Origin of the sequence: Xenorhabdus taiwanensis (genome assembly GCF_036512875.1) — a bacterium.
In the GTDB taxonomy this organism is placed as follows: domain Bacteria; phylum Pseudomonadota; class Gammaproteobacteria; order Enterobacterales; family Enterobacteriaceae; genus Xenorhabdus; species Xenorhabdus taiwanensis.
Window position 1 is genome coordinate 513,927 of sequence record NZ_AP028978.1, and the last position, 21,554, is coordinate 535,480.

The 21,554-nt window shown below is 42.0% G+C and carries 20 protein-coding genes, 1 tRNA gene and 4 pseudogenes; 10 read left to right on the forward strand and 15 right to left on the reverse strand.

Annotated features, from left to right (window positions below; genetic code table 11):
* Nucleotide 1: 1 nt before the first annotated feature.
* The 12 genes and pseudogenes from ACE1SE_RS02185 to ACE1SE_RS02240 form a co-directional block, all read right to left on the reverse strand.
* Nucleotides 2–1,717 (reverse strand): glycosyltransferase family 2 protein, encoded by a 1,716-nt coding sequence (locus ACE1SE_RS02185; RefSeq protein ID WP_374052455.1) that lies wholly within the window; start codon nt 1,715–1,717, stop codon nt 2–4.
* A complete protein-coding gene (locus ACE1SE_RS02190) occupies nt 1,708–2,067 on the reverse strand; it encodes an ApeI family dehydratase (protein ID WP_374052456.1) in 360 nt (119 codons plus the stop codon). The genes ACE1SE_RS02185 and ACE1SE_RS02190 overlap by 10 nt, the downstream gene beginning before the upstream one ends.
* On the reverse strand, nt 2,054–3,445 hold the full coding sequence (locus ACE1SE_RS02195; RefSeq protein ID WP_374052457.1) for an AMP-binding protein: 1,392 nt from the start codon (nt 3,443–3,445) through the stop codon (nt 2,054–2,056). The genes ACE1SE_RS02190 and ACE1SE_RS02195 overlap by 14 nt, the downstream gene beginning before the upstream one ends.
* A complete protein-coding gene (locus tag ACE1SE_RS02200; RefSeq protein ID WP_374052458.1) occupies nt 3,442–4,005 on the reverse strand; it encodes a COG4648 family protein in 564 nt (187 codons plus the stop codon). Before ACE1SE_RS02200 ends, ACE1SE_RS02195 begins: the two co-directional genes overlap by 4 nt.
* A 23-nt stretch (nt 4,006–4,028) precedes the next feature.
* Nucleotides 4,029–4,277, reverse strand: a complete 249-nt coding sequence (locus ACE1SE_RS02205; protein ID WP_374052459.1) for an acyl carrier protein — start codon at nt 4,275–4,277, stop codon at nt 4,029–4,031.
* A gap of 14 nt (nt 4,278–4,291) precedes the next feature.
* Nucleotides 4,292–4,549: a phosphopantetheine-binding protein gene (locus tag ACE1SE_RS02210; RefSeq protein ID WP_374053570.1), complete on the reverse strand. Its 258-nt coding sequence runs from the start codon at nt 4,547–4,549 to the stop codon at nt 4,292–4,294.
* An 18-nt stretch (nt 4,550–4,567) separates the two neighbouring features.
* Nucleotides 4,568–5,359, reverse strand: coding sequence for a lysophospholipid acyltransferase family protein (locus tag ACE1SE_RS02215; protein ID WP_374052460.1), 792 nt, complete (start codon nt 5,357–5,359; stop codon nt 4,568–4,570).
* A 1-nt stretch (nt 5,360) separates the two neighbouring features.
* A complete protein-coding gene (locus ACE1SE_RS02220) occupies nt 5,361–6,080 on the reverse strand; it encodes a beta-ketoacyl synthase chain length factor (RefSeq protein ID WP_374052461.1) in 720 nt (239 codons plus the stop codon).
* Nucleotides 6,081–6,093: 13 nt separating this feature from the next.
* Complete coding sequence (locus tag ACE1SE_RS02225) at nt 6,094–7,167, reverse strand: methyltransferase (RefSeq protein WP_374052462.1); 1,074 nt, start codon at nt 7,165–7,167, stop codon at nt 6,094–6,096.
* Nucleotides 7,168–7,272: 105 nt separating this feature from the next.
* Nucleotides 7,273–7,662 (reverse strand): hypothetical protein, encoded by a 390-nt coding sequence (locus tag ACE1SE_RS02230; RefSeq protein WP_374052463.1) that lies wholly within the window; start codon nt 7,660–7,662, stop codon nt 7,273–7,275.
* Nucleotides 7,663–8,582: 920 nt separating this feature from the next.
* Nucleotides 8,583–9,499 (reverse strand): annotated as a pseudogene (locus ACE1SE_RS02235) (IS110 family RNA-guided transposase).
* Nucleotides 9,500–9,608: 109 nt separating this feature from the next.
* Nucleotides 9,609–10,505 carry a YopJ family acetyltransferase gene (locus ACE1SE_RS02240; RefSeq protein WP_374052464.1) on the reverse strand — a complete coding sequence of 299 codons (897 nt, stop codon included), beginning with the start codon at nt 10,503–10,505 and terminating at the stop codon, nt 9,609–9,611.
* Nucleotides 10,506–10,891: 386 nt separating this feature from the next.
* Here ACE1SE_RS02240 and ACE1SE_RS02245 point away from each other — a divergent pair.
* The 8 genes and pseudogenes from ACE1SE_RS02245 to ACE1SE_RS02280 form a co-directional block, all read left to right on the forward strand.
* Nucleotides 10,892–11,020: pseudogene (locus ACE1SE_RS02245) on the forward strand (IS1 family transposase); the annotation flags it as partial.
* A gap of 84 nt (nt 11,021–11,104) precedes the next feature.
* Nucleotides 11,105–11,317: a hypothetical protein gene (locus ACE1SE_RS02250; protein ID WP_374052465.1), complete on the forward strand. Its 213-nt coding sequence runs from the start codon at nt 11,105–11,107 to the stop codon at nt 11,315–11,317.
* Nucleotides 11,318–11,641: 324 nt separating this feature from the next.
* Nucleotides 11,642–11,908 (forward strand): helix-turn-helix domain-containing protein, encoded by a 267-nt coding sequence (locus ACE1SE_RS02255; RefSeq protein ID WP_374052466.1) that lies wholly within the window; start codon nt 11,642–11,644, stop codon nt 11,906–11,908.
* A 625-nt stretch (nt 11,909–12,533) separates the two neighbouring features.
* A complete protein-coding gene (locus ACE1SE_RS02260; RefSeq protein ID WP_374052467.1) occupies nt 12,534–13,322 on the forward strand; it encodes a glycosyltransferase family 32 protein in 789 nt (262 codons plus the stop codon).
* A gap of 149 nt (nt 13,323–13,471) precedes the next feature.
* Nucleotides 13,472–14,166 (forward strand): IS1 family transposase gene (locus ACE1SE_RS02265; protein ID WP_374052468.1). Its coding sequence is split into 2 segments (ribosomal slippage): nt 13,472–13,718 and nt 13,718–14,166, totalling 696 coding nucleotides; the frame shifts between segments, so codons are not numbered across the junction.
* Between the two features lie 173 nt (nt 14,167–14,339).
* Nucleotides 14,340–16,304 (forward strand): annotated as a pseudogene (locus ACE1SE_RS02270) (replication endonuclease).
* Entirely contained in the window at nt 16,301–16,603 is a 303-nt protein-coding gene (locus tag ACE1SE_RS02275; RefSeq protein WP_374052469.1) for a nucleoside triphosphate pyrophosphohydrolase family protein, read from the forward strand. Before ACE1SE_RS02270 ends, ACE1SE_RS02275 begins: the two are co-directional and overlap by 4 nt.
* A gap of 408 nt (nt 16,604–17,011) precedes the next feature.
* On the forward strand, nt 17,012–17,167 hold the full coding sequence (locus ACE1SE_RS02280) for a hypothetical protein (protein WP_374052470.1): 156 nt from the start codon (nt 17,012–17,014) through the stop codon (nt 17,165–17,167).
* A 38-nt stretch (nt 17,168–17,205) separates the two neighbouring features.
* Here the strand turns inward: ACE1SE_RS02280 and ACE1SE_RS02285 are convergent.
* Nucleotides 17,206–17,322, reverse strand: a pseudogene (locus tag ACE1SE_RS02285) (ogr/Delta-like zinc finger family protein); the annotation flags it as partial.
* 87 nt (nt 17,323–17,409) lie between these two features.
* On the opposite strand from ACE1SE_RS02285, the gene dinQ reads away from it, so the two are divergent.
* Nucleotides 17,410–17,532, forward strand: coding sequence for a damage-inducible type I toxin DinQ (dinQ, locus tag ACE1SE_RS02290; protein ID WP_374053571.1), 123 nt, complete (start codon nt 17,410–17,412; stop codon nt 17,530–17,532).
* A gap of 740 nt (nt 17,533–18,272) precedes the next feature.
* On the opposite strand, the gene ACE1SE_RS02295 is transcribed toward dinQ, so the two are convergent.
* Nucleotides 18,273–18,348, reverse strand: a tRNA-Ile gene (locus tag ACE1SE_RS02295).
* A 287-nt stretch (nt 18,349–18,635) separates the two neighbouring features.
* On the opposite strand from ACE1SE_RS02295, the gene ACE1SE_RS02300 reads away from it, so the two are divergent.
* Entirely contained in the window at nt 18,636–19,415 is a 780-nt protein-coding gene (locus ACE1SE_RS02300; RefSeq protein ID WP_374052471.1) for a GNAT family N-acetyltransferase, read from the forward strand.
* Nucleotides 19,416–19,467: 52 nt separating this feature from the next.
* On the opposite strand, the gene rpoD is transcribed toward ACE1SE_RS02300, so the two are convergent.
* Nucleotides 19,468–21,315 (reverse strand): RNA polymerase sigma factor RpoD, encoded by a 1,848-nt coding sequence (gene rpoD / locus ACE1SE_RS02305; protein ID WP_374052472.1) that lies wholly within the window; start codon nt 21,313–21,315, stop codon nt 19,468–19,470.
* Nucleotides 21,316–21,554: the final 239 nt, after the last annotated feature.

Consider the following 21,554-nt stretch of genomic DNA (forward strand, 5'->3'; position numbering starts at 1 on the left):
TTTATTCCTTATTGGTTCGGGCAGACGGTAATTGCCAAAAATCGAAAAAGTTAAACCAATCGAGCGGGGATTGCAGGGCATAATGTTCCAGTCGGGAAGCGTAGAGATCCACAGCTTGCTGTAATGTTTGTTCTCTTTGTTTACGTGGCAGTTCCAGAGGATTGGCAAAGTGCTCACAATAAATTTTGAATTGGTTATTTTGCCGGAGAGCAAACATCAACAGCACTGGACAACGCAATACGGCAGCAAGGATAAATGGCCCTTGCGGAAAGGGAGCCGGATGACCGAGAAATTGACTCCATACAACGCGCTGGGAGTTACCTCTGGAGGGATTAACAGCAATCCGATCACCAACAATGGCGACCCATTCGCCAGCATCAATTTTTTCTTTCAGCAGGATAGCGGTATCGGCCCCTACATCTGTGACGGGCAATAAATTGATCCCCGCTTGTGGAGAGACTTCTTCAATGATCTGTTTGAAACGTTGAGCATGTTCAGTAAAAACCAGTGCATTGATAGTCTGTTTACCCGCTTGTTGTGCCAGTGCCCGGCAGACTTCAATATCGCCCAAGTGCGAAACCAACAGCAGTTTCCCGCCAGGGTTGCCATCCAAAAGCGTTTGTTCTGCACCCTGCGCAAACTTAATATCTTTTCCCCATTTCAGATCGCCACGCCAGCTTGCGATTTTATCCAGCATGGCTCTGCCAAAACGCAGGTAGTGGCGGTAACTATCAAGGCCTGGTGGAATAGCAATGCCTTTGTGCTGCAAGGTTTGTTTGAGTCTTTCAAGGTATTGGCTGGATGCCTGACGTTGTGGGCCGCCAGTTGCCCAAAAATAACCAACAACAGGATAGAGCAACCACTCAAAAGGCTTGCGTCCGAACCATCGATAAACCGCCAGCATGAACTTCATGCCAGACAACCCTTTGCGTTCTTGGATATCTGACCAATGACGGTGGTTACGCCATAATCGCTTACGCCATAACAGTGAAGGAATGCGCGGTAACATGCCGAAAAACAGGCGGGTATGCATCCATGAAATGCTGAGGTTATCTCTCAAAGCATCAAAATGGGACAGACCATTTTCAGGATAAGTGACTTTTGTTGGCACAAATTTACTTTCTGTTCCCTGCCAATATAGCCGCACCATGATTTCGATATCAAAATCCATGCGACGACCAACATCTTTGTTAGCCAACAGTTGGAGCGTGGGTGCCAATGGATAGACACGAAAGCCACACATACTGTCTTTAATAGACAAAGAAAGTGTTTCCACCCAAACCCAGAAATGGGTGATATAGCGTCCATAAAGGCGGGATTTTGGTACGGAAACATCATATTTAGGCCTGCCGGAAATTAAGTAATCGGGATATTGCTGTGCCTTTGCCAAAAATAGAGGAATATCCTCAAGGCAATGTTGACCATCGGCATCAACTTGTAAAGCATGGCTATACCCTGAATCCACGGCTGCCCGCATTCCTGCTACCACAGCACCACCCTTACCTTGATTATGTGCAAGGCGGATAAGTGTTACATTAGGAACGGATTTGGCTAAATTCTCAAGGCGATGCTGAGTATCGACCTCACTGCCATCATCCACGATAAAACAGTGGAGACGGTAAGAGGATAAATTTTCCAGTACCGCAGGCATGGTTGTGCCGTGGTTATAGCAAGGAATAATCACACAGGGCGTAATCGTATTCAGGCTTAACGACATAGCTTTATTTTTCCCTGACTTGCAGTCTGGCTTTCGCTTCCGTTTCGGGCGGTTACGTCATAATGGAAGGTTAGGAGGTTCTTTTTTTCGTCCCATTTGATATTCAATAGCAGTTTGTCGTTTGGTTGCAAGGGGAACTGGAATTTCACCATTTCAATCGAAGAGAAAAACCAGTCTGGTGCCAATAGGGTTTGCGCATAATGCATGACCCAATCGATTTGAGCCACACCCGGCAGAAGTGGCTGAATGGGAAAATGCCCCCGGAACCAGTCCAAATTGGGATCTAAATACAGTTGTACACTGACCTCATTTTGGGCAGATTGCTCGCGGTGAATTTCAATGGGTTTCATTAAATAGTTCCTGTAATGCAGACCATGAGCGCTTACTTTGAGCATTCAAGGGAATGGCTTCGACGACTCGCCAATAACGTGGCAATGCGACAGGCTCCAGCCAAGGCTTTAATTGGTGACGCCAGTCTTGTGACAGCTTGCGAATTCCTTGCTGTTGATAATGTTTGTAGGTTTCGTGATCTAAAACGACTACTGCACCAATGTTATTACGTTTATTTCGATTAATAGGCAATACAGCAGCGTCAGTGATCCCAGATATTTCACACAAACGACGTTCGATTTCTGACAGGGAAATGCGTTTTTCTTCAATTTTTACCAGACGATCTCGGCGCCCTAATAAAGCAAAATTGCCCTGATCATCGAAGGCAAACTGATCGTCCAGAACCAGACCAGAAGGCTCAGAGAAGAGGGGAGAATAGACGCGCACATTCTTTTCTTCATCCTCCTGAAATGAAACTCCTGCAAATGTTGTCCAGATTTCATTGTTCGTTTTACGGCTTCGCCAGGCCATGATACCTGTTTCGGTACAGCCATAAATTTCATGAGGAGGGGTGTTGAACCACTGCATTGCGCGTTCCGCATTGTCAAAATGCAAAGGCCCACCCGCAGAAACGACAAATGTGCAATCAGGAGCGGGGAGTTTTTCATCCAGCCGTTGCAGAAAGGCTGGACTACTGATCAGTGCACAACGTGGGCTATTGGTAAGCTGCTCAGGAAATTCCACCATTTTACGATCGAATGGTAAACCCAATGACATTGGTAGCCAGATGCGGAAAGTCAGACCATACAAATGCTGGTGGCTGACTGAAGCTCTGACTACGCAGGATTGCAACTTATCTCCCCACAGCGAAGCCAGCCACTGGGATTCAAGATCCATGACGGCAATGGATTTGGACACTTGTTGAGGAGTACCAGTAGAGCCAGAAGTGAACAACACCAAAGTGGCATCAGGTGAGATGGCCGGTAATATGATGCTAGGTGTGGCCTTTTCGGTAACATCAATTTCTGGATTAGACGGTGTGATCTGCCAGCAAGGGCAGGATAAGGTCAGGGGTAAGTCTGTCAACACACCATCAAACAGAGGCTGTTGCTCCTGCAATTGAGTTTCGCGGCAATGACCGGGAATAACGGGGATTTTGCCGGCATGCAGTGTCGCCAGCAGCGCGACACAGAAGTAATAGCTATCGTCAAAACAGAGAGCCCAGCGGGAAGGGGGATGTTTTGGGTCTTTTATGGGCAGGTTTTTCAGGCGCACATATAACGCGGTCACATCCTGCCGTAGTTTATTCAAACTGATGGCGCGATTGCCCCAACTGACTAATCGGTTGGGACAATTATCCTCTGATAACCATTGGGATATAGGTTGTGCTTTCATCATTTTTTTACCCGTTGGCGTACCAGCCATTCAATGGAAATGAGCAATCCAATTAATAGATAACTCACCATTCCGTTCCACAATGTCCATAGGGGCATATCGTTATACAAGCAGGTTCCCAGAGACACTGTACCATTGAACATAAAGAACAGGCACCAGATGTACGTAACTTTGCGTGTATAGATAATGCCCTTTGGAGGTAAATCAGGTTCTTTGATACGGGCTATCCTTTCAATGATGGGTGGCCCGTAACGCAATGAGCTGCTAAACAGAATCAGTAGAACGGCATTAACAACCACGGGGTAGTACATTAAAAGTTGGTGGTTGCGCAGCAATAAGCTGGCTAGCCCCAACGTTATCCCTGCTATGGATAATATCCAGCCGGTTTTTTGTTGACTGTGAGTTTGCTGTTTGCTTGCTAATAATCGCAAAACAAAAAACAGAATAATGACAATCAACATGGCATGAAATCGCCCATAGTTAACCATCGCCCAGACCAAAAAAGGCCAGACGATTAACATGACGGTATTGGCAATTCGGAGCAATAAAAGCAGCAGATTCAATTAACTACCCAAATGTTTGCTGATTATTGTTCTTGCAACAATTGTTCCACGGCATCCACAACATCCTGCACGGTGCGAACAGACTTGAATGCTTCCGGTTTGATCTTTCGCCCAGTTTTCTTCTGCAAATGTACAACCATGTCAACGGCGTCAATGCTATCGAGTTCCAGATCTTCATAGAGCCGTGATTCAGGTGTAATGTCTTCAGGAGACAATTCAAACAACTGAACCAATAGTTGGGAAACTTCCTGAAAAATTGCTTGTTTTTCCATGATGACACCTGTTCTTATGCTTGCTGTGACTGGATGTAAGCTGCCAGCGTAGCGACAGAAGCGAAGTGTTGACGCATTTCTTCGCTTTCAGAGGATAATACGATGCTATAACGATTTTTTACTGCCAGTCCCAGTTCCAGAGCATCGATTGAATCTAAGCCTAAGCCGTCGCCAAACAGGGGAGCATCGGTTTCGATATCCGCAGGTGTAAGATCTTCCAGATTCAGGGTGTCTATAATTAATTTTTTTATTTCAATATGTAACTCTTGCATCATCGTATCCGACGTCTATTAGTTTGATGGTGTTAGTAATTGAGTAAGCTGGCGATTGAGTTGGCGGGCAGCGATGGCATGTCCGTTTTCTATATCAACAGCAAAATTTTCATTGGTGAGTTGTTCACCAATAGTAATCGTATAAACAGGTTTTTTCGGTGGGATTTGATACCACTTGCTTTTTTTATCCAGCATCGTTTGACTGCAAGTAATATGGATGATCCGTAAATCGCACTCACATCGTACGGCGATATTAGCAGCTCCGCGTTGCAGTGAAATAGGCTGACCAGGGGTCGTGCGGGTTCCTTCAGGAAAAATCAGGATATTGTGACCAGAAGCCAGTCGCTCGCGACAGACAGGAAGCAAAGTTTCTGCATTCCTGTTGATCGGGTAACGTGCAGAGCGGATGACGCCGCTGATAAAGGGATTGCGCAGTAATGCCGATTTAACGATGCAATCCACATCTGGCAATTTTGATGCCAGAATGACGTAATCCAGCAAAGTGGGATGATTAGCGACAATCAGGCAGCCTTTATCCGCCCGGATTTTATCCAACCCATTGAAATGGTAATCCAATACCCCCAATTTTCTGGTTAAAAAAAGGAACAGCCGAAAACTGAATGAAATGCTATGGCGTGCAAGGTGGCAGCGTTTATCTTCATTGCGTTGGAAAACCAGCAATAAGTTAAACCAAATAAGAGAGAGCAGTAACCCACCTACGCCAAACAGGATAAAACAAAATCCAGTCATCAGCAGACGCCAGAGCCAGTTAATGCGTTCAATAATATTGACCGAAATCCTTTTCATCATCTTATCGACTCCAATACCACCGGCAATGATCCCCTGAAACAATAAAGTTCTGTTCACCTTGTAACCAGCCATGAAGAAACTGGAGGCTTTGAGGCAGGCTCGGCTCTGTTTCCGCTGAAGATTGCTTTGTACAACACAAACTCGTACCTTGCTCCAGCAGCAGAGCTACCGCAAATGGATAGGTTGGAGTATGGGTATCGATGACATTGTGATAAAAGCTGGGGATCTCACCTTCAAAATCGACAAGCAGGACTTTACGATGACCTGCATGAAGCAGCGTCAACGCTTCAAATAACCCTTGCTGAAAACTATCAATACCGGCTGAAACGGAAGAGGAAACCAGAGGAGCCTTAGCGGCAATGGTTAAATTTCCTACAGAGGAGTTATGAACTGACATGGCAAAATTGGTTGGAGAAACAGGTTCTTTTTGCGCCAGATTCTGCAATATTTGGTAATTGCGTTCCAACTCACCATGACGGCTGGTATAGACAATGGCATCGACTTGATTGCGTCGCAGGATACTCAAGCCACAATCCACGGCCAGACGACTACCGGAGCTTAAGCGACGGGCTGTCATCATTGGTAATTGGGCACATTTTTCTAATGGCTGTGATTTATCAATAGTGGCTGGTAGTGTCGCAGACCATTCCTGCCATTCGTCAGTAAGAGAAAGGCCTGGGGCGATGGCTTGCCAGTCTGTAATATCCAATGTCAATTTCATGAAATACCGTTCGTTACTGTTTCTTGCAGATCAGTAAGGTGTGACCCAGCCCTAACTGATCAATTTGGTTTTCTATAACCAACCCAGCTTTATTGAGGAATTGGGTAAAATCATCAATGCTGTAAAAACGACTATTACCATTCGCCATACAAGTAAAATAGAGCGAGGTAGCGTTAAGGCTATAAGCTGCTGCTTCAAAAGGCTGGCAGTCCCAAAACAGCTCCATGATACAAATTCGGGCATCAGGCTTCATGGCTGCGGAGATCTTGCGTAAAATGCCTATAATTTGTGTTTCGGAAAAACAATCCAGGAATTGGCTCATCCACCAAATATCGGCTTCTGTGGGTAAGTTGTTATCCGATAACATGTCAACGGGATAGCCGAAAATACGATCAGCCATTCCCTGGCTGCGTATATTTTCTTCAGCCAATTTTATTTGCTGGGGTAAATCCAGAATAGTGACACTGACTTTACTGTCATATTGGCAACAGCGCAATGCCCATTTTCCTGTATTACCACCAACATCATAAATCACTTTAGGCTTCATGGAGAAAACCGTTTTCAATGCTGCACTAAAGGCGGTATCAGAATAAAAATGGTCAAATGAGAACCAACTTGTTTTTGCCGGTTCGGGTAATTGGCTGAGGGCAGGATAAATAGTCGACCATTCTCCGAACACTTTTAATCCAGCAGGCTTATTTTTCAGAAGAGATTCTTTCAGATGAAATAGCCCTTGATAACAGACGTCTTGAGTAAAATCCATATTGACGCGGGTCATCTTATCATGTAACAAATAATGACCAATCTTACTGAGGAAATAATGCTCATCTTGTTTGAGAATAATTCTGCCACTCAATCCCATATCCAGCAAAATACCCACACCATAGCTGTCTAATTCGGAATTACTGCAAATCTCATCTTTAGTTGCACCATTTTTATGGTTTTTATCCAGAAAAGATAAAATCCCGCAATCACGCAATCCGATTGCAGTTTGAAATAGCATAGGAGCAAAAGCAATGCGTTGAGCTTCTGTAATCGCTTCAAGTGCACTGAATTCATCTTTGTCATAATTATAGGGTGCAGTCATATATCCAGATATCCGATATGTCTATAGTCAGAAAACAGATTGACAAACTAAAGCCTATCTCATCAGGATGTATTCATTGATTGGGATAGGCTTTAAAGTTGGTGTTTATTGATTAGCTAGCAGGGCTAAATTTAACTGAATGTCTTTATCCAGGTTATTGATCCAACGGTTATAGTTGCGGTGAATTTTCCCATCACTCTCTCTTAGTTTATAGCTTTTGACATAATTGATGGAGTAGTTTTTGGCGGTATAGTTGATGCGTATTTGTACATCATGCTGGCGGTTTTTCAGGAAGCCATCAATAACCCCCGGAGAAACTTCGGTCATTACCCATTTGCGTTTCTTACCTGCTTCCAAAATGGCTTTTTTGACGGCAGGCAGTGAATTCTGCGTTATGATGGTGGTTTGTGGTGTTAATATTGGAACGTTACGAGCGCAACCAGCAAGGGCGACGATGCAAGCCAGACTGATTAATAGCTTATGTGAAGTTTTCATTATTTTTCTCGTGTTAGATAAGACAAGATAGATTGTGAAATAGTTACGTTGCACAGAATAGTTTAAATAAATTCTTACAACACGGCTACATTTATCGCTTTACTATAGATTTCATTGAGTGTGTTGCTGAATGCTGTTCGGTTGTATCTCTGATTTTTATTTGCCTTTAGGGTTCATTAACTGTGGTGTGTGTATATACAGATATTTATCCTGTTAATTTAAAATGAGGTGGTTGAATGTTGAGTTAGATTTTTTATATTGTTTTTGCGGATACTTATATCAAGGGTAATGGATTTTGTGAGTGCATTTTTTAGTAATGCAAATGATAAAAAGGATAATAATAATTGCTGTGATTATTTATTAAATTAATATTTCAATATAAGTATTGATGTTTTTTCCCATAAATAATCAATGAAACAACTTTATTCATATCATGAAAGAAAATATGTACTACCAGACGGTATCTTAGAAAAAACTAAGGGATCGCTTTTTGATGCAACCCCTTGATAAATATGGCGGCTCCTGCTGGACTTGAACCCGCGACCAAGCGATTCACAGGATACCCTAATCGCTTGGTAAAAATAGAAAAGTTAATTATCACTTTTTTAATATAGAGGGGGAGATGTGGAAACGTTCAAATTCACGAAAGCCTACTATCCGCAGAATGTGGGCAAGTTGAGTATGGTGATATAGTAGTAAACGGGTTACGTATTCGTATCGGTACGACTGGCGTTAAAAATTCCTGTATTTATCCGGCGTCATTATGGACTCATTTGTCCGCGCCATGATGTCATCCGCACCCTGTTTCCTTATCACTACACCAGTAATCACTACCTTGGTCAATATCAGGCTATGGCAGGGACGGGAGCCGTTTTCTCATCAGTGTTTGCAAACTCGATAAAATGCCCGTTTTAGGTGACTCAATTAACGGACAGAAAAGCTTTTTTCATATTATAATCCACATTATCCCGCAGAACACGCCAAATAATCCGGGTCAGTTTGTTGGCTAAAGCCACCGTGGCTTTCATGAACCCGCACCGGTCAATCAGTTTTCTCAGCCACTCTCCCAGATAATCATCCCGTCTTTGAACACAACGCATCACGGCACGGGCACCGTGAATGATTAACGTTCGGAGATGACGATTGCCATTTTTGCTCAGGAAAGACAGACGGTTTTTTCCTCCTGAACTGTGTTGCCGGGGGACCAATCCACACCAGGCAGACAGTTGTCGGCCATTGGCAAATTGGGGTGCACTGACGTCACTCACGAGGCGGCCGCGATAAGAGGATCAACGCAGGGGATCGTGAGCAGATGCTCATAACCCGGTTGCTGACGGGAAAGTGCCGCTATTTCATTGTCCATGTCATGAATGCCGGCAGGCACAATCAGTCCCGATTCAGCGAGAAAAGCCCGCATTTGGTTAGCAAGTGCGGTACGCTGTTCCACCATGAGTTGCCGGGCACTACGCAGTGCCTTGATATCTTGCTGTTCCACGGTCTTGACGGGAACAAAATGAAGACCGGGACGACAGGCTGTTTCACCAATAGCCAGCGCATCATTGGCATCGTTTTTTTGATGATGGCTGAAGGCCTTGACGTGTTGAGTCGGGACTAACCTGACGGTATATCCCATCGCTTGCAGCGTTCGCCCCCAGTAGTGAGATGTTGCACAAGCTTCCATCGCAATGACAGTGCCGGGCGGAAAAGAGCGCACGGTATCAAGCAATTTTTGCCGTGAGATTTTTCGGTTCGAGGCGACAGAACCGTCCTCCATCCAGACACAGACTTGAAAAACGTTTTTGGCGAGGTCAATGCCAACGACTTTGATCGTATTCATGATAGGTTCTCTCGCGAAAAATTCAGTACATCGGAAAGAAAGATGGCACTCTTTGCCGCTGAAAAAGGGGCCGTCCATCACATCATATATGACAGTCACTCACTTTGATTCATGACTTATCGAGCCAATGCAGCGCAGCTTCAGCAAGGCTAAGTCTTTTTTCTTCAATAGAGTTACTGTAGATACGTTTTTTTCCGCCAATTGTGCGGGTTACTTCATGGCGCTTATACCTGTCTATCAATGTCTCTCTTCCTCCTGGCTGCTTATTCGCTTTCATATCCTTATTGGTTTCATCAAAATGACTTTTGAAGTAATCATTATAAGCATTCATTAAATTCATTGACTGTGCGTGTTTAAAAAAATCAATAGGCAATAATTTTATTGCTTGATCGAAAAATACAATTTGCGCTTTTTTTGATGTTTCATCATCAAGTTCTGATTTGTAAGGTGAGTGTTTTTCCCTAATAAATTCTATTTTATTATTGAAAAGATCTTGATGAAGCTTTACAAAATGATCACTATATTTATGCATTTTTTTTAAAAAATGGAGTGAAAAGAGTAGGCAATCTGCATCACTATTTTGTATTTGGTTATAAATATAAAGAGTTTTTATGTTTGGAATATTATTAAGATTTTTATATATTATAAAAGAAATAAATTGATTTTTTCCACGGCTTGAATCAACAAAAATTATAGAAATATTATTATCCACGTCTTTAAAAACATTAGCTGAGGCAAAATGCGTTCTATCAGCCCCAGCGTTAATCACAAATCGCTTGTGCATGTTACTATTTAATTTATTTAAATCACCTATATATTTAATAAATTCATGTACAGTCATAATAGTATAATGTGCATTCAAGCTAGATGTTTTATTTAAATGATTTAATATTATTTTACAATTATCCATATCCATTTTTATGTCATTGAATTGATGGTTGCTTATTTTATTTGATTGGATTTTATCTATATACGATCTTAATGAGTCTTTATCAGAATCAGACATTTTTAATACTCCTATTAATTACTTGAAGAATCATAATTAGTTGATTTAACTTCCTAAGAAAGACTATCTTTTGCTCTGATTATTAGTTTTTTACCTTGAGATACATAGATAATAATGACTGTGTTACTTATTGTATTTTACTCTACTTCATTTTTAACGAAAGTGCTTAATCCCATTTTTTGTATACTAAAACATCATAGCTAGAATTCTTTCTTATTATTTTTCATGGTGTTAACCATTTATTTACTGAAAAAATAAATTAATTATAGAAATGTCATGAAAAAATTACTCGAATTACGCCAACAAAAATCCGATTTAATCCCAAAAATGGTCACGTATTCAATTTGTTGCTTCTGGTATATGCTCCTCACTTTTCAGGAAATCAAATGGCGACGGTAGAAGTGAAATGTCGATTTTGTCAACAAACTGAGTCGGTGCGAAAACAGGTTACAGGCCAAGGTGAACGCCAGCGTTACCGTTGCCTGTCCTGCCGTCGTACCTTTCGGCTTGAATATGTGACCCCTTTCTTGTTTGAAAAAAATCATATGGCCATATGAAGATGAATATAGGCTTGTAAAAAATATGAAGATTCCCCAGCAATGTTGATTTATTTTAATATAACTTCATTAAAAGAAATAATATTTGGTGTAAATGCTAGTGAGAATACTATATCAAATGTGACTCAAGCTTTAAAAAAGTTTGGGTTTGAAGGTAAAGTATATACGGCAGGTAAGGTTAACGGTAATTTTTCTATTAAGCACCATGAATATTATGTATTTGATAATGTTGATATTTCTATAAAATCAAGTTGAATGGCATGATAGTTCAGTTCTTATTAATACATTTAATCAAATATAACGCAAAAAGGTAAGCACTTTTACTGATTCGCTTATTGAGCCAGATAAACCAATCAGTTAAAGTAGCCCCGCCACTGGCAAAATCCAGTGGCAAGGATCATCACCCTTGTAAAGGTTACCCATTGGTAGGAATTTTCTACCAGTGCGTCTGCTATCGCCTTTTCAATGGTGGTTCAGGTGAGGGAGGCTTCGGCCTCGCTGGAAGGTAGCTCCCAGTTGTGATTACCTTGCTTGAATCGCCACCATCAATTTTTTCAATTAATGGAAGGGGTAGCAGGAATGAATAACAACATCAGAAATGGTTGGCATCAAGCCGATATTATTGCTGCACTACGTAAACGAGAGACAACCTTAGCGGCTGTTTCCCGTGAAGCAGGACTCAGTTCATCTACACTGGCAAATAGTTTCAGTCGTCCGTGGCCGAAAGGCGAGTGGATCATTGCTAACTATATCGAAATACATCCATCTGAAATCTGGCCGAGTCGCTATTTTGATTCTTATGGTCAGTTAATTGAGCGTCATGCTCGCAATAAACCATTGGAATAATTACTCATCAGTTTTTGAGATTCAAACTTAGCCATTTTAGAAATTATGGCGTTTTGCATTTCAAGTGGCGATTAGAGGAAGAAGACAGGCAAACATCGTATATTCAGGAAATGTGATAAGTATCACGGAGAGGAATACGAAAACGGTTCATTACCATAGCTGTGTTAATCGATTATACTTCATGCTACTGCCAGACGGTATCCTATGGGTATCTTAGAAAAAATTAAGGGGTCGCATTTTGATGCAACTCCTTGATAAATCTGGTGGCTCTTGCTGGACTTGAACTAGCGACCAAGCGATTATGAGAGCATAGAACCACCCGTTAAAACAACTAGATATAGCGAAAACCGCCGCTCACAGTGCCTCATTTCGCAAAAGTTAGAAAAACATCGAATGCCTGTAAAATCTATCGTGTCCCAAATACGTCCCACCCATTCAGTCTGCAATTTGCCGATTACATCGACAGGATATCTGGCATAACATGATGAACGAAAGCGAGAAATTATAGAGAGATGGGGGAGTGGTATGCTGTTTAAAGCCTGATTAGATAAAGTTGATAGGTGGATTACCTAGCAGTACACTAACTACAATAGAGGCTACATGTAATTCACATTTTGGGACAGCAATGATACCTAAGAAAATTCACTATGTATGGGTTGGTGATAAACCTAAGCCAAAGTTTGTTTTAGATTGTATAAACACATGGAAAAAATTTTTACCTGATTATGAACTGATTGAATGGAACAATGAAAGTTTAAAAAACATCAAAAATAACTATATGGAAGAGGCGTTTTTCAACAAAAAATGGGCGTTTGTTTCTGATTATTTACGTCTATACGCACTTTATCATGAAGGTGGTGTGTATTTAGACACCGATGTTGAAGTTACCAAAAACATGGACAAATTCTTACAATTGGACTTTTTTAGTTGCTATGAAAAAGGCGATGAATACTACCCTATTACCTCAGCAGTCATAGGGGCAAAAAAACGAAATAACATTGTCGGTGATTTACTAAGACAATATGATGAAATACATTTTGAAACATCTAATGGGCTGGATTTAGAAACCAATATAATGAAGATAACACGTTATTTTCAAAATGAATTCAATTTATTACCACCATATAATGGAGCAGAAGAAACGTATTTAAATAATAATTCTATTATTTACCCATCCAATTATTTTTGTACCCCAGAGTTGGATATGATAAATTTTGCAATTCATCATTTTAATGGTTCTTGGTTACCCTCCCACTCTCGCAAAGATAAGATAAATATTTTTAATAAGTTTGTTATTTCTAGATTTATTAGACTTAGAGATACGGGAGAACCACAGGTTTCTTCGAAAGAAAAAGTATTATTTAGTATACCTATGCTAAAAGGCAAGAAATATGTATTGATTATGAGAAAATAAAAAAACTAGCAGGTTCATTACCATCCTGCTAGTGAACCATGGATTGGTGCAAATTCAACTTAACACATAAATCTCACGCATCCTAAATCCGGTCATGTATTCAATCCGTTGATGCTCGTGTATAATCGCTATTTTTTCGGGAAAATTAAATGGCAACTATTGAAGTCAAGTGTCGATTTTGTCAACGAACTGAATTTGTCAAAAAACACGGTAAAGGCGATGCGGGCCATCAACGTTACCGTTGTTTATCCTGCAAACGAACCTTTCAACTTGAATACGCCTATAAAGCATGCCAGACAGGCATAAAAGAACAAGTCGTTGATCTCGCCATGAATAATGCCGGTATCCGTGATACCGCACGGGTATTACATATCAGCATTAATGCTGTCGTTCGTGCTTTAAAAAACTCAACCCACGGGGTGTAACTACACTACCACTGAATAATTTGGAAATTCAGCTCATCTGTGAAGTTGACGAGATGTGGTCATTTGTTGGGAATAAAAAGCAGCAACGTGGGTTATGGTACGCTTGGGAGCCTCGAATGAAGCGCATTATTGCCCATGTTTTCGGTGATCGGAGTAAGAACACACTGAAGAAACTATTAAAAAAATTATCCCGATTTAATGTCGTTTTTTGGTGCACTGATAATTTCAGTGCTTACAACATGTTACCAACAAATAAGCCCCTCATCGGAAAAACCTTTACACAGCGTATTGAACGTGAAAACCTGACTCTCCGTATTCGCATTAAACGATTGAACCGTAAAACATTGGGTTACTCAAAGTCTCCTATAATGCATGATAAAGTCATTGGTACGTTCATTGAGCGAAAATATTATATTTAACCATAATCAACGGATTGAATACATGACCACAAAGCGCAGCTCTGGCTGCTGGCGTTTCTACACAGTGGAGTAAACCTGTCCAGCCGATAGCCAGACCGCTTCCGACCTATGTCGAACAATATCAAAAGGAAGAAGAATACAAAGCGATTGAAAAGGAAATTGAGAAGGAGAGCATGGCATTCGCTCGTGTTCTACAGCTATTAAAACAACAGCCAACTGTTGTTCGTCTTGATGTTCAATACAAAGCAAATGTTTTAGAAAAGGAGCAAGGGACACCACGCGCCGAGGCTTTTTTATCTAAGACATTCGTTAATCGCATCTTACCCAGAGTTAATTTGGTGATCGGATGATACCAGATTCAGGAGGTTGAGGCGGATAATGCGCTTTATATGGCACGGTTTAACCGCATTCCTGATATGTCACGGGAAGATGTCGAGCTACTGGCGACTGATATTGCTGAATTTGTGACTGCGAAATTGCAGACGGTCTCAGATGATATGCCATCAGAAGACAGCGATTTAAAAAGAGCACATGCTTTATATATGCGAGCAGCGTCTATTACCAAAGCCTACCGTCAGGATGCGCCTTACTGGAATACGCTGACCGAGCGCTTTTTTGATGAAATACAGGCTATCGCAGCCATTTCTCGCATGACCTCAGATAAATGGTGGTTAGGTCGTCTACGCCGTCTGGCGACAGAGTGGCGCGAGCACTTGCAGATCTCTATTAATCGCGTTAGCAAAAAAAGCAGTATCTATGCCAGCAAGATGGCAATTTCCGAATGGAAAGAACAGAAGCATCGCACGAAAGAATTTATCAAGTCGATGGAACTGGAAGACGAAGAAGGCAACCGCGTTAGCCTGATTGATAAATATTATGGCAGTGTGGCCAATCCGGTGATCTGCCGTACTGAAATGATGGTACGCATCCGGGGCTTTGAAAATATCTGTAATGAATTGGGCTATGTTGCCGAGTTCTACACGCTGACCGCCCCCTCTAAATACCACGCCACTACCCGACACGGACACCGGAATTGCAAGTGGAACGGATGTAGCCGGCTGATACGCAGAAATATTTAAGCGGTGTCTGGGCAAAAATCAGAGCTAAATTGCATCGCAATGATTTGCGTATCTTCGGCATCCGCGTGGCTGAACCTCATCACGATGGCACACCGCATTGGCATATGCTGTTTTTTATGCAGCCAGACCAAGCAGAACAGGTGCGCAATATCATGCGTGAATATGCCTTGCAGGAAGACAGCCACGAACTGCGGACTGAAAAAGCCCTGAAAGCCGCGGTTTCATGCTGAGGAGATCGACCCAGAGAAAGGCTCTGCAACGGGCTATGTGGCGAAGTACATTTCTAAAAGCATTGATAGCTACGCAATGGACGACGAGCTGGATGATGAAAGCGGTAGATCTGTTAAGGATGCCGCTGTTGCTGCCAGTGCTTGGGCTTCGCGTTGGCGTATCCGTCAGTTTCAGTTTGTCGGTGGTGCACCCGTGACCGTTTACCGTGAACTGCGCCGCATGGCAGATCATGATACCGCAATGGGATTAAGTGCTGAATTCGCTGCTGTGCATGATGCAGCAGATAACGGTGACTGGGCGAACTATATTAATGCTCAGGGTGGCCCGTTTGTGAGTTGTGACGATTTGGTTGCACGTCTGTGGTATGAGGCGCAGCAGGAAACTAACGCCCACGGTGAGGATGTGATTCGTATTAAAGGGGTTTTCTCGCCGTTAATCGGTATGGATACCCCAATCTTAACCCGTCTGAAAACGTGGCAGATTGTGCCGAAGTTAGCCGAAGCATCAGCGGAGGCTGGTTTTAGCGATGCGCCCGCATTGCCTAGGAGTTCTGTCAATAACTGTACGGGGTTGTCTGATGCAGCTAGAGGCAGTAGTGAGAAACTGATTGAAAAAATTATCGATTATGCCGATTCCATCGGGATGGATTTTAGCCGATTTATGGCGCAGTCATTAATTATCGGTGGAAAGATCAGCATCAATGAACAGCCATTTAAGTTATGGACGAATGGCAGTTTTATTCCGCTGGAATCGGAGCGACAAAAAGAAACCCGCCGCAACAAGTTGTGGCAGCGAATTAACCATCTTAGGGAGATGAAGAAACAATGACCGCTTATGACGATGAGTTGGTTTTAAAAACTGAGGAATTGGTTCAGCCATGCGACGAACTGGATTTATTGAGATATCTGCATCGTGCACGCAGGCCATTACCTTATGAAAAGCATATTGGTACAAGTGCCATGACTGATGTTATTTCAGAAATGAATCGACAAGATGGGAAATGGGGTGCAAATCGCAATTTATCCCCGTTTGTTTGGCAGACGATATTGAGTGAGGAGATTGGCGAGTTCGCTCAGGCTATTTTGCATGATGAGTCTGGTGGCAGCAGTAGCGCTGCAAATTATTGAGATGTACGACCGTTTAGAGCAGGTGAAACAAAAAGAACCAAAATGTGATTGTATTGGTAAAAGAGTGCGCAATTTTTTTAAAGCATGAACGGCTTGATTTTACTTGGTTACCTCACTCATGCGGTACTTACATAAAACAACCCTATATAGCGCCAGCACAACGTTGTGCGTCATCAAAATAGCCTTTTTGCTATAATAAAAATCTAATGTTACATATTGATTTAAAAGTTATTTTTGCAATCAAAAAGCAATTTTCTAGGGTTTTTTAGCGAAAAATTCTAGAAATATCGGGTAAGTCACACAATTAAATATTGCCTAATGCAATTAATTCAAAGTGCAATTATATTAATTTGCATCTGTTTATATATACAGTATTGTGAGTGTCGTATTTCAAATCGTAGGGATAAAATGTTAGATTCTTTAAACACCTCCATTCTTTTAGAACGTATTGAATTAATTTGCAAAATGGGAGGATCGGAATATTTAAATGATAATGACAGGCAGATTGCCTTGTTTTGGCTTGGCGAGTTGATTAAGCAAGTAAAAAGTGAGCTGGAAACCTAAATAGAAAAGCTACTGAGAGTGGCTTCTTAAAACTTAAGTCATGCTGCATTGGCTTGAAGCAAGTCTAATGCCATCTGGCGCTGTTGCGGATTGAGGTTATTAATCACGGTCTGCAACAGGGTATCGCCCGTTTTAGCGCTGGGGCTAAGGGTGTGAAAACGTCAGTTTCAGTGCCTCGGCCAGAGTGCGACGCATCTAAACTAACAATTACGATGACCAACCAGACAGGCAATGTAAAGGCAATGGCTGGTTTAGTCGCGCTCCTTAACAGGAGCAAACGGGTGAAAGCATTTATTGATACTGCAATCATCGTTCTCAAAGCGTTAGTAGCGTTTTTAGAACTGATCCGTACATTCCTAAAATAGAATAACGGAAACGTAGATAAGGCCATAGGGTTAACCGCTCGGTGGCCTTTAACATTTCTGGCGCACAATTTATCTTCTCGACTCATCAAATTATTATCCTGTATAACGCACACAGCGCCACTCACTCATAAACCTACTGACTCTCTGCGATTAATTTAGATCGCGTTCCTGCGTTGTGCCCACGCTGCGCAATACCCACGAAATAAACGTAAACCCCACGTAAAACGGACTACACCGCACCCGCCTGCACGTTTTGGATCAAAAAATTTTTTCAGTTTTAAAATCCTACAAAGCAAATAGCTAGAGTGCACCCGTGCTGGCGCTGTGGAAAAAATCACAAACTGAAAGGATTGAAAAGATTTTCAGGCAATTCCAGTTTTTGGATCGCAAACGGATCGCGGGGAAAATATTAATATGATGATATTAAAAGAAAAATTATGTTTTACGTGAAAAGTTAGATCACGGAGAGGTGTTAAAGAAAAATTCAGAATATAGCAACGGTGTGGTTTTGCGTTGATAAGGAAATTGAAATCAATTGAATCAGTAAAGATATTTTCAGTGGCAGAGATTTTTTTGTTTTGGTTTTGTTTGATCAAAAAATAATCTTTCTTATGTGTCAGCGGATATGATGCAGGGACACTAAATTTTTCTCAGGGGACAAAAAGGGGACATTGACCAAAAGGCATAAAAAAAACACTCATTAATGAGTGGTCTATCTTGCTGATTTAACAGCTAAAATTTGGTGGCCCCTGCTGGACTTGAACCAGCGACCAAGCGATTATGAGTCGCCTGCTCTAACCACTGAGCTAAGGGGCCGTTTAGCTGGAAGGATTATACGGCACAGTTTGGTGCTAGGTCTAGTCCCCAAAATTCATATGCGTGTTTTATATACAATAATCAGTATCTTTTAACGTATTTCAGCCGATTGGAACTAACCTGAAATCCTTTTTAGTGATGTTGGTTGCTTTTATAATAAATATTTATGATTATTTTTTGCTCTTTGGACATAATGCGGTTAAGAAAATCTTGTTAGCTCTGTTTTGTGTTTTTCATTGATTTTCCACCGTTCTTATACTTTTCAACAAAATTTTTGGTAAATAAATATGAAAAAACATCAGCTATCGGCTGCTATTTGGTGTCATCACCAAATAGAAGATTACTTTTTTTCGTCTATTAGCCAAATGTCTCAACATATTAGTGAAAGTGTTCGAACCTATGTAACAGGTGTTGAAACGCATTCATTGAATTTTTTATTGGTGATTGATATTAATGAACAGACTGCTGGTGATTTACAAAAGGGGATTCGATTACTGGAAGAGAAAACTTATGTTCCTTTTGCGATTGTTGCTGTAGAGCCAGATAGTCAACTTTTAGGGGTGATTCAGCAGGCTGGATTTGTATTGGATGCTGATAGCATAACTATAGCTATGCAACTTGATTTGATGAATTGGCAGATGAGCAATGCCTCAGTTATGGAATATGACATTCGGTGCGTTGACCACTGTTTGGATGATTGGGCTATCCCGGTAGAAAGTGCATTTGAGTCAGATGATGCTATTTCTGGACAATACCAAAAATGCCATCAGGCAGCTTTGGATGCAGGAAAAAATTTGCAACATTATACCTTGTATATTGATGAGTTGTCGGTCTGCTCTTTAACTTTATCAAGATTAAATAATCTTGTCCGTCTTGATGACATTAGTACTGTAGTGGAAAAACAGAGAAGAGGATATGCTTTTGCTTTGATCAATCATGTGCTGAATAAAGCTAAGCAAGATGGTGCAAATACGTGCTATTTAGATGCTTCTCGCTATGGTAATGAATTGTATAGGCGTATAGGGTTTCAGCCATTGTTTGAATATCAGGGATTTAGCCGAAAATAAAAAAGCGTCTGCTGTAACAGACGCTTTGCAGGTTTATCATCAAATTAAATGATTAGTCATCAAGGAAGCTGCGAAGTACTTCGGAACGGCTCGGATGGCGCAGTTTACGCAGTGCTTTTGCTTCGATCTGACGAATACGTTCGCGGGTTACATCAAATTGTTTACCCACTTCTTCCAAGGTATGGTCAGTGTTCATGTCGATACCAAAACGCATACGCAGAACTTTCGCTTCACGTGCAGTCAGACCGGCCAGCACATCGTGAGTTGCTGCGCGCAGGCTTTCTGAAGTTGCTGAATCCAGCGGCAGTTCGAGAGTAGTATCCTCGATAAAATCGCCCAGATGTGAATCTTCATCATCACCCACAGGGGTTTCCATGGAGATTGGCTCTTTGGCAATTTTCAGGACCTTGCGGATTTTGTCTTCAGGCATCATCATACGTTCTGCCAGCTCTTCCGGTGAAGGTTCACGACCCATTTCCTGCAACATTTGGCGGGAAATACGATTGAGTTTGTTGATAGTCTCAATCATATGCACAGGGATACGGATAGTGCGTGCCTGATCTGCGATAGAACGTGTGATTGCCTGACGGATCCACCATGTTGCGTAAGTTGAGAATTTGTAACCACGACGGTATTCAAATTTATCAACCGCTTTCATCAAACCGATGTTACCTTCCTGAATCAAATCGAGGAATTGCAGGCCACGGTTGGTATATTTCTTCGCAATCGAAATAACCAGACGCAGGTTGGCTTCAACCATCTCTTTTTTCGCACGGCGGGCTTTTGCTTCACCGATTGACATGCGACGGTTGATGTCTTTGACCTGTTCAATAGTCAGGCCTGTTTCTTCTTCAATCTGGCGTAACTTTTGCAGGCTACGCATAATTTCTTCTTCAACTTCCAGCAACTTGTCAGACCATGGCTTGTTCATTGCTTTTGCAGCAGTGAACCACGTATCAGTAGTCTCATTGCCAGAGAACAGTGTGATGAAGATTTTCTTCGGCATTTTGCACTGTTCAACACACATCTTCATGATCTGACGCTCTTGAAGACGTACACGATCCATCATGGAACGCATATTGTTGACCAGATGATCAAACTGCTTTGGTACCAGGCGGAACTGTTTAAATACTTCAGATAAAGTTAATATTTCTGTTGCGGAATTAGGATGACTACGACCGTATGTCTTAATTGCCTGACGCGTCAGTTCATGTTGTTCACGCAGTTCCGAAAATTTCTGGCGGGCGAGTTCTGGATCGATGCTGTTATCCTCTTCGCTATCAGCATCATCATCACGATCTTCATCATCGTCATCATCATCGTCAAGTTCTTCCTGAGGAAGTTCTGAGCCAACGTGAGTGGCGGTTGGGGCAAGATCTTCTTCTGCGTTAGGATCAACGAAACCCGTGATCAAATCGGACAGACGACTCTCGCCGGATTCAACACGGTCGTACTGTTCCAGCAGGTAAGTAATTGCTTCAGGGTATTCAGCAACGGAGCATTGCACTTGGTTGATGCCATCTTCAATGCGCTTTGCAATGTCAATCTCACCTTCGCGAGTCAAGAGTTCAACCGTACCCATTTCGCGCATGTACATGCGAACCGGATCGGTGGTACGACCGATTTCTGACTCAACACTAGATAGCACTTGCGCAGCCGCTTCTACTGCGTCTTCATCTGTGTCGTTTGTGTTTTCTGCCAACATGAGATCATCGGCATCAGGTGCTTCTTCCATTACCTGGATGCCCATGTCATTGATCATTTGGATGATATCTTCTATCTGATCAGAATCGACGATATCTTCCGGCAGATGGTCATTGACCTCAGCATAGGTCAAATAGCCTTGCTCCTTACCTCGGGTGACAAGTAGCTTTAGCTGTGACTGCGGGTTTTGCTCCATAAGACGGTATCCACACTTCAGAGTATTGGTTGGTGTCGGTCGGCGAAACAAATATGCCAACAATAATATTTAGGGGCGTTTTCATGGTATTGCCGCTGCCCTCAATTGCGGCAATTGTAGGGGTACCTGCCCTACCTAATGCGGCATTTAAGCCGTGAATTCTGTATCTGTGATTTTTAGGTTTTGGTTTAGAACCTGTTTCACCAGACTATATTTTATCGAGTGATATTTTTATCAAG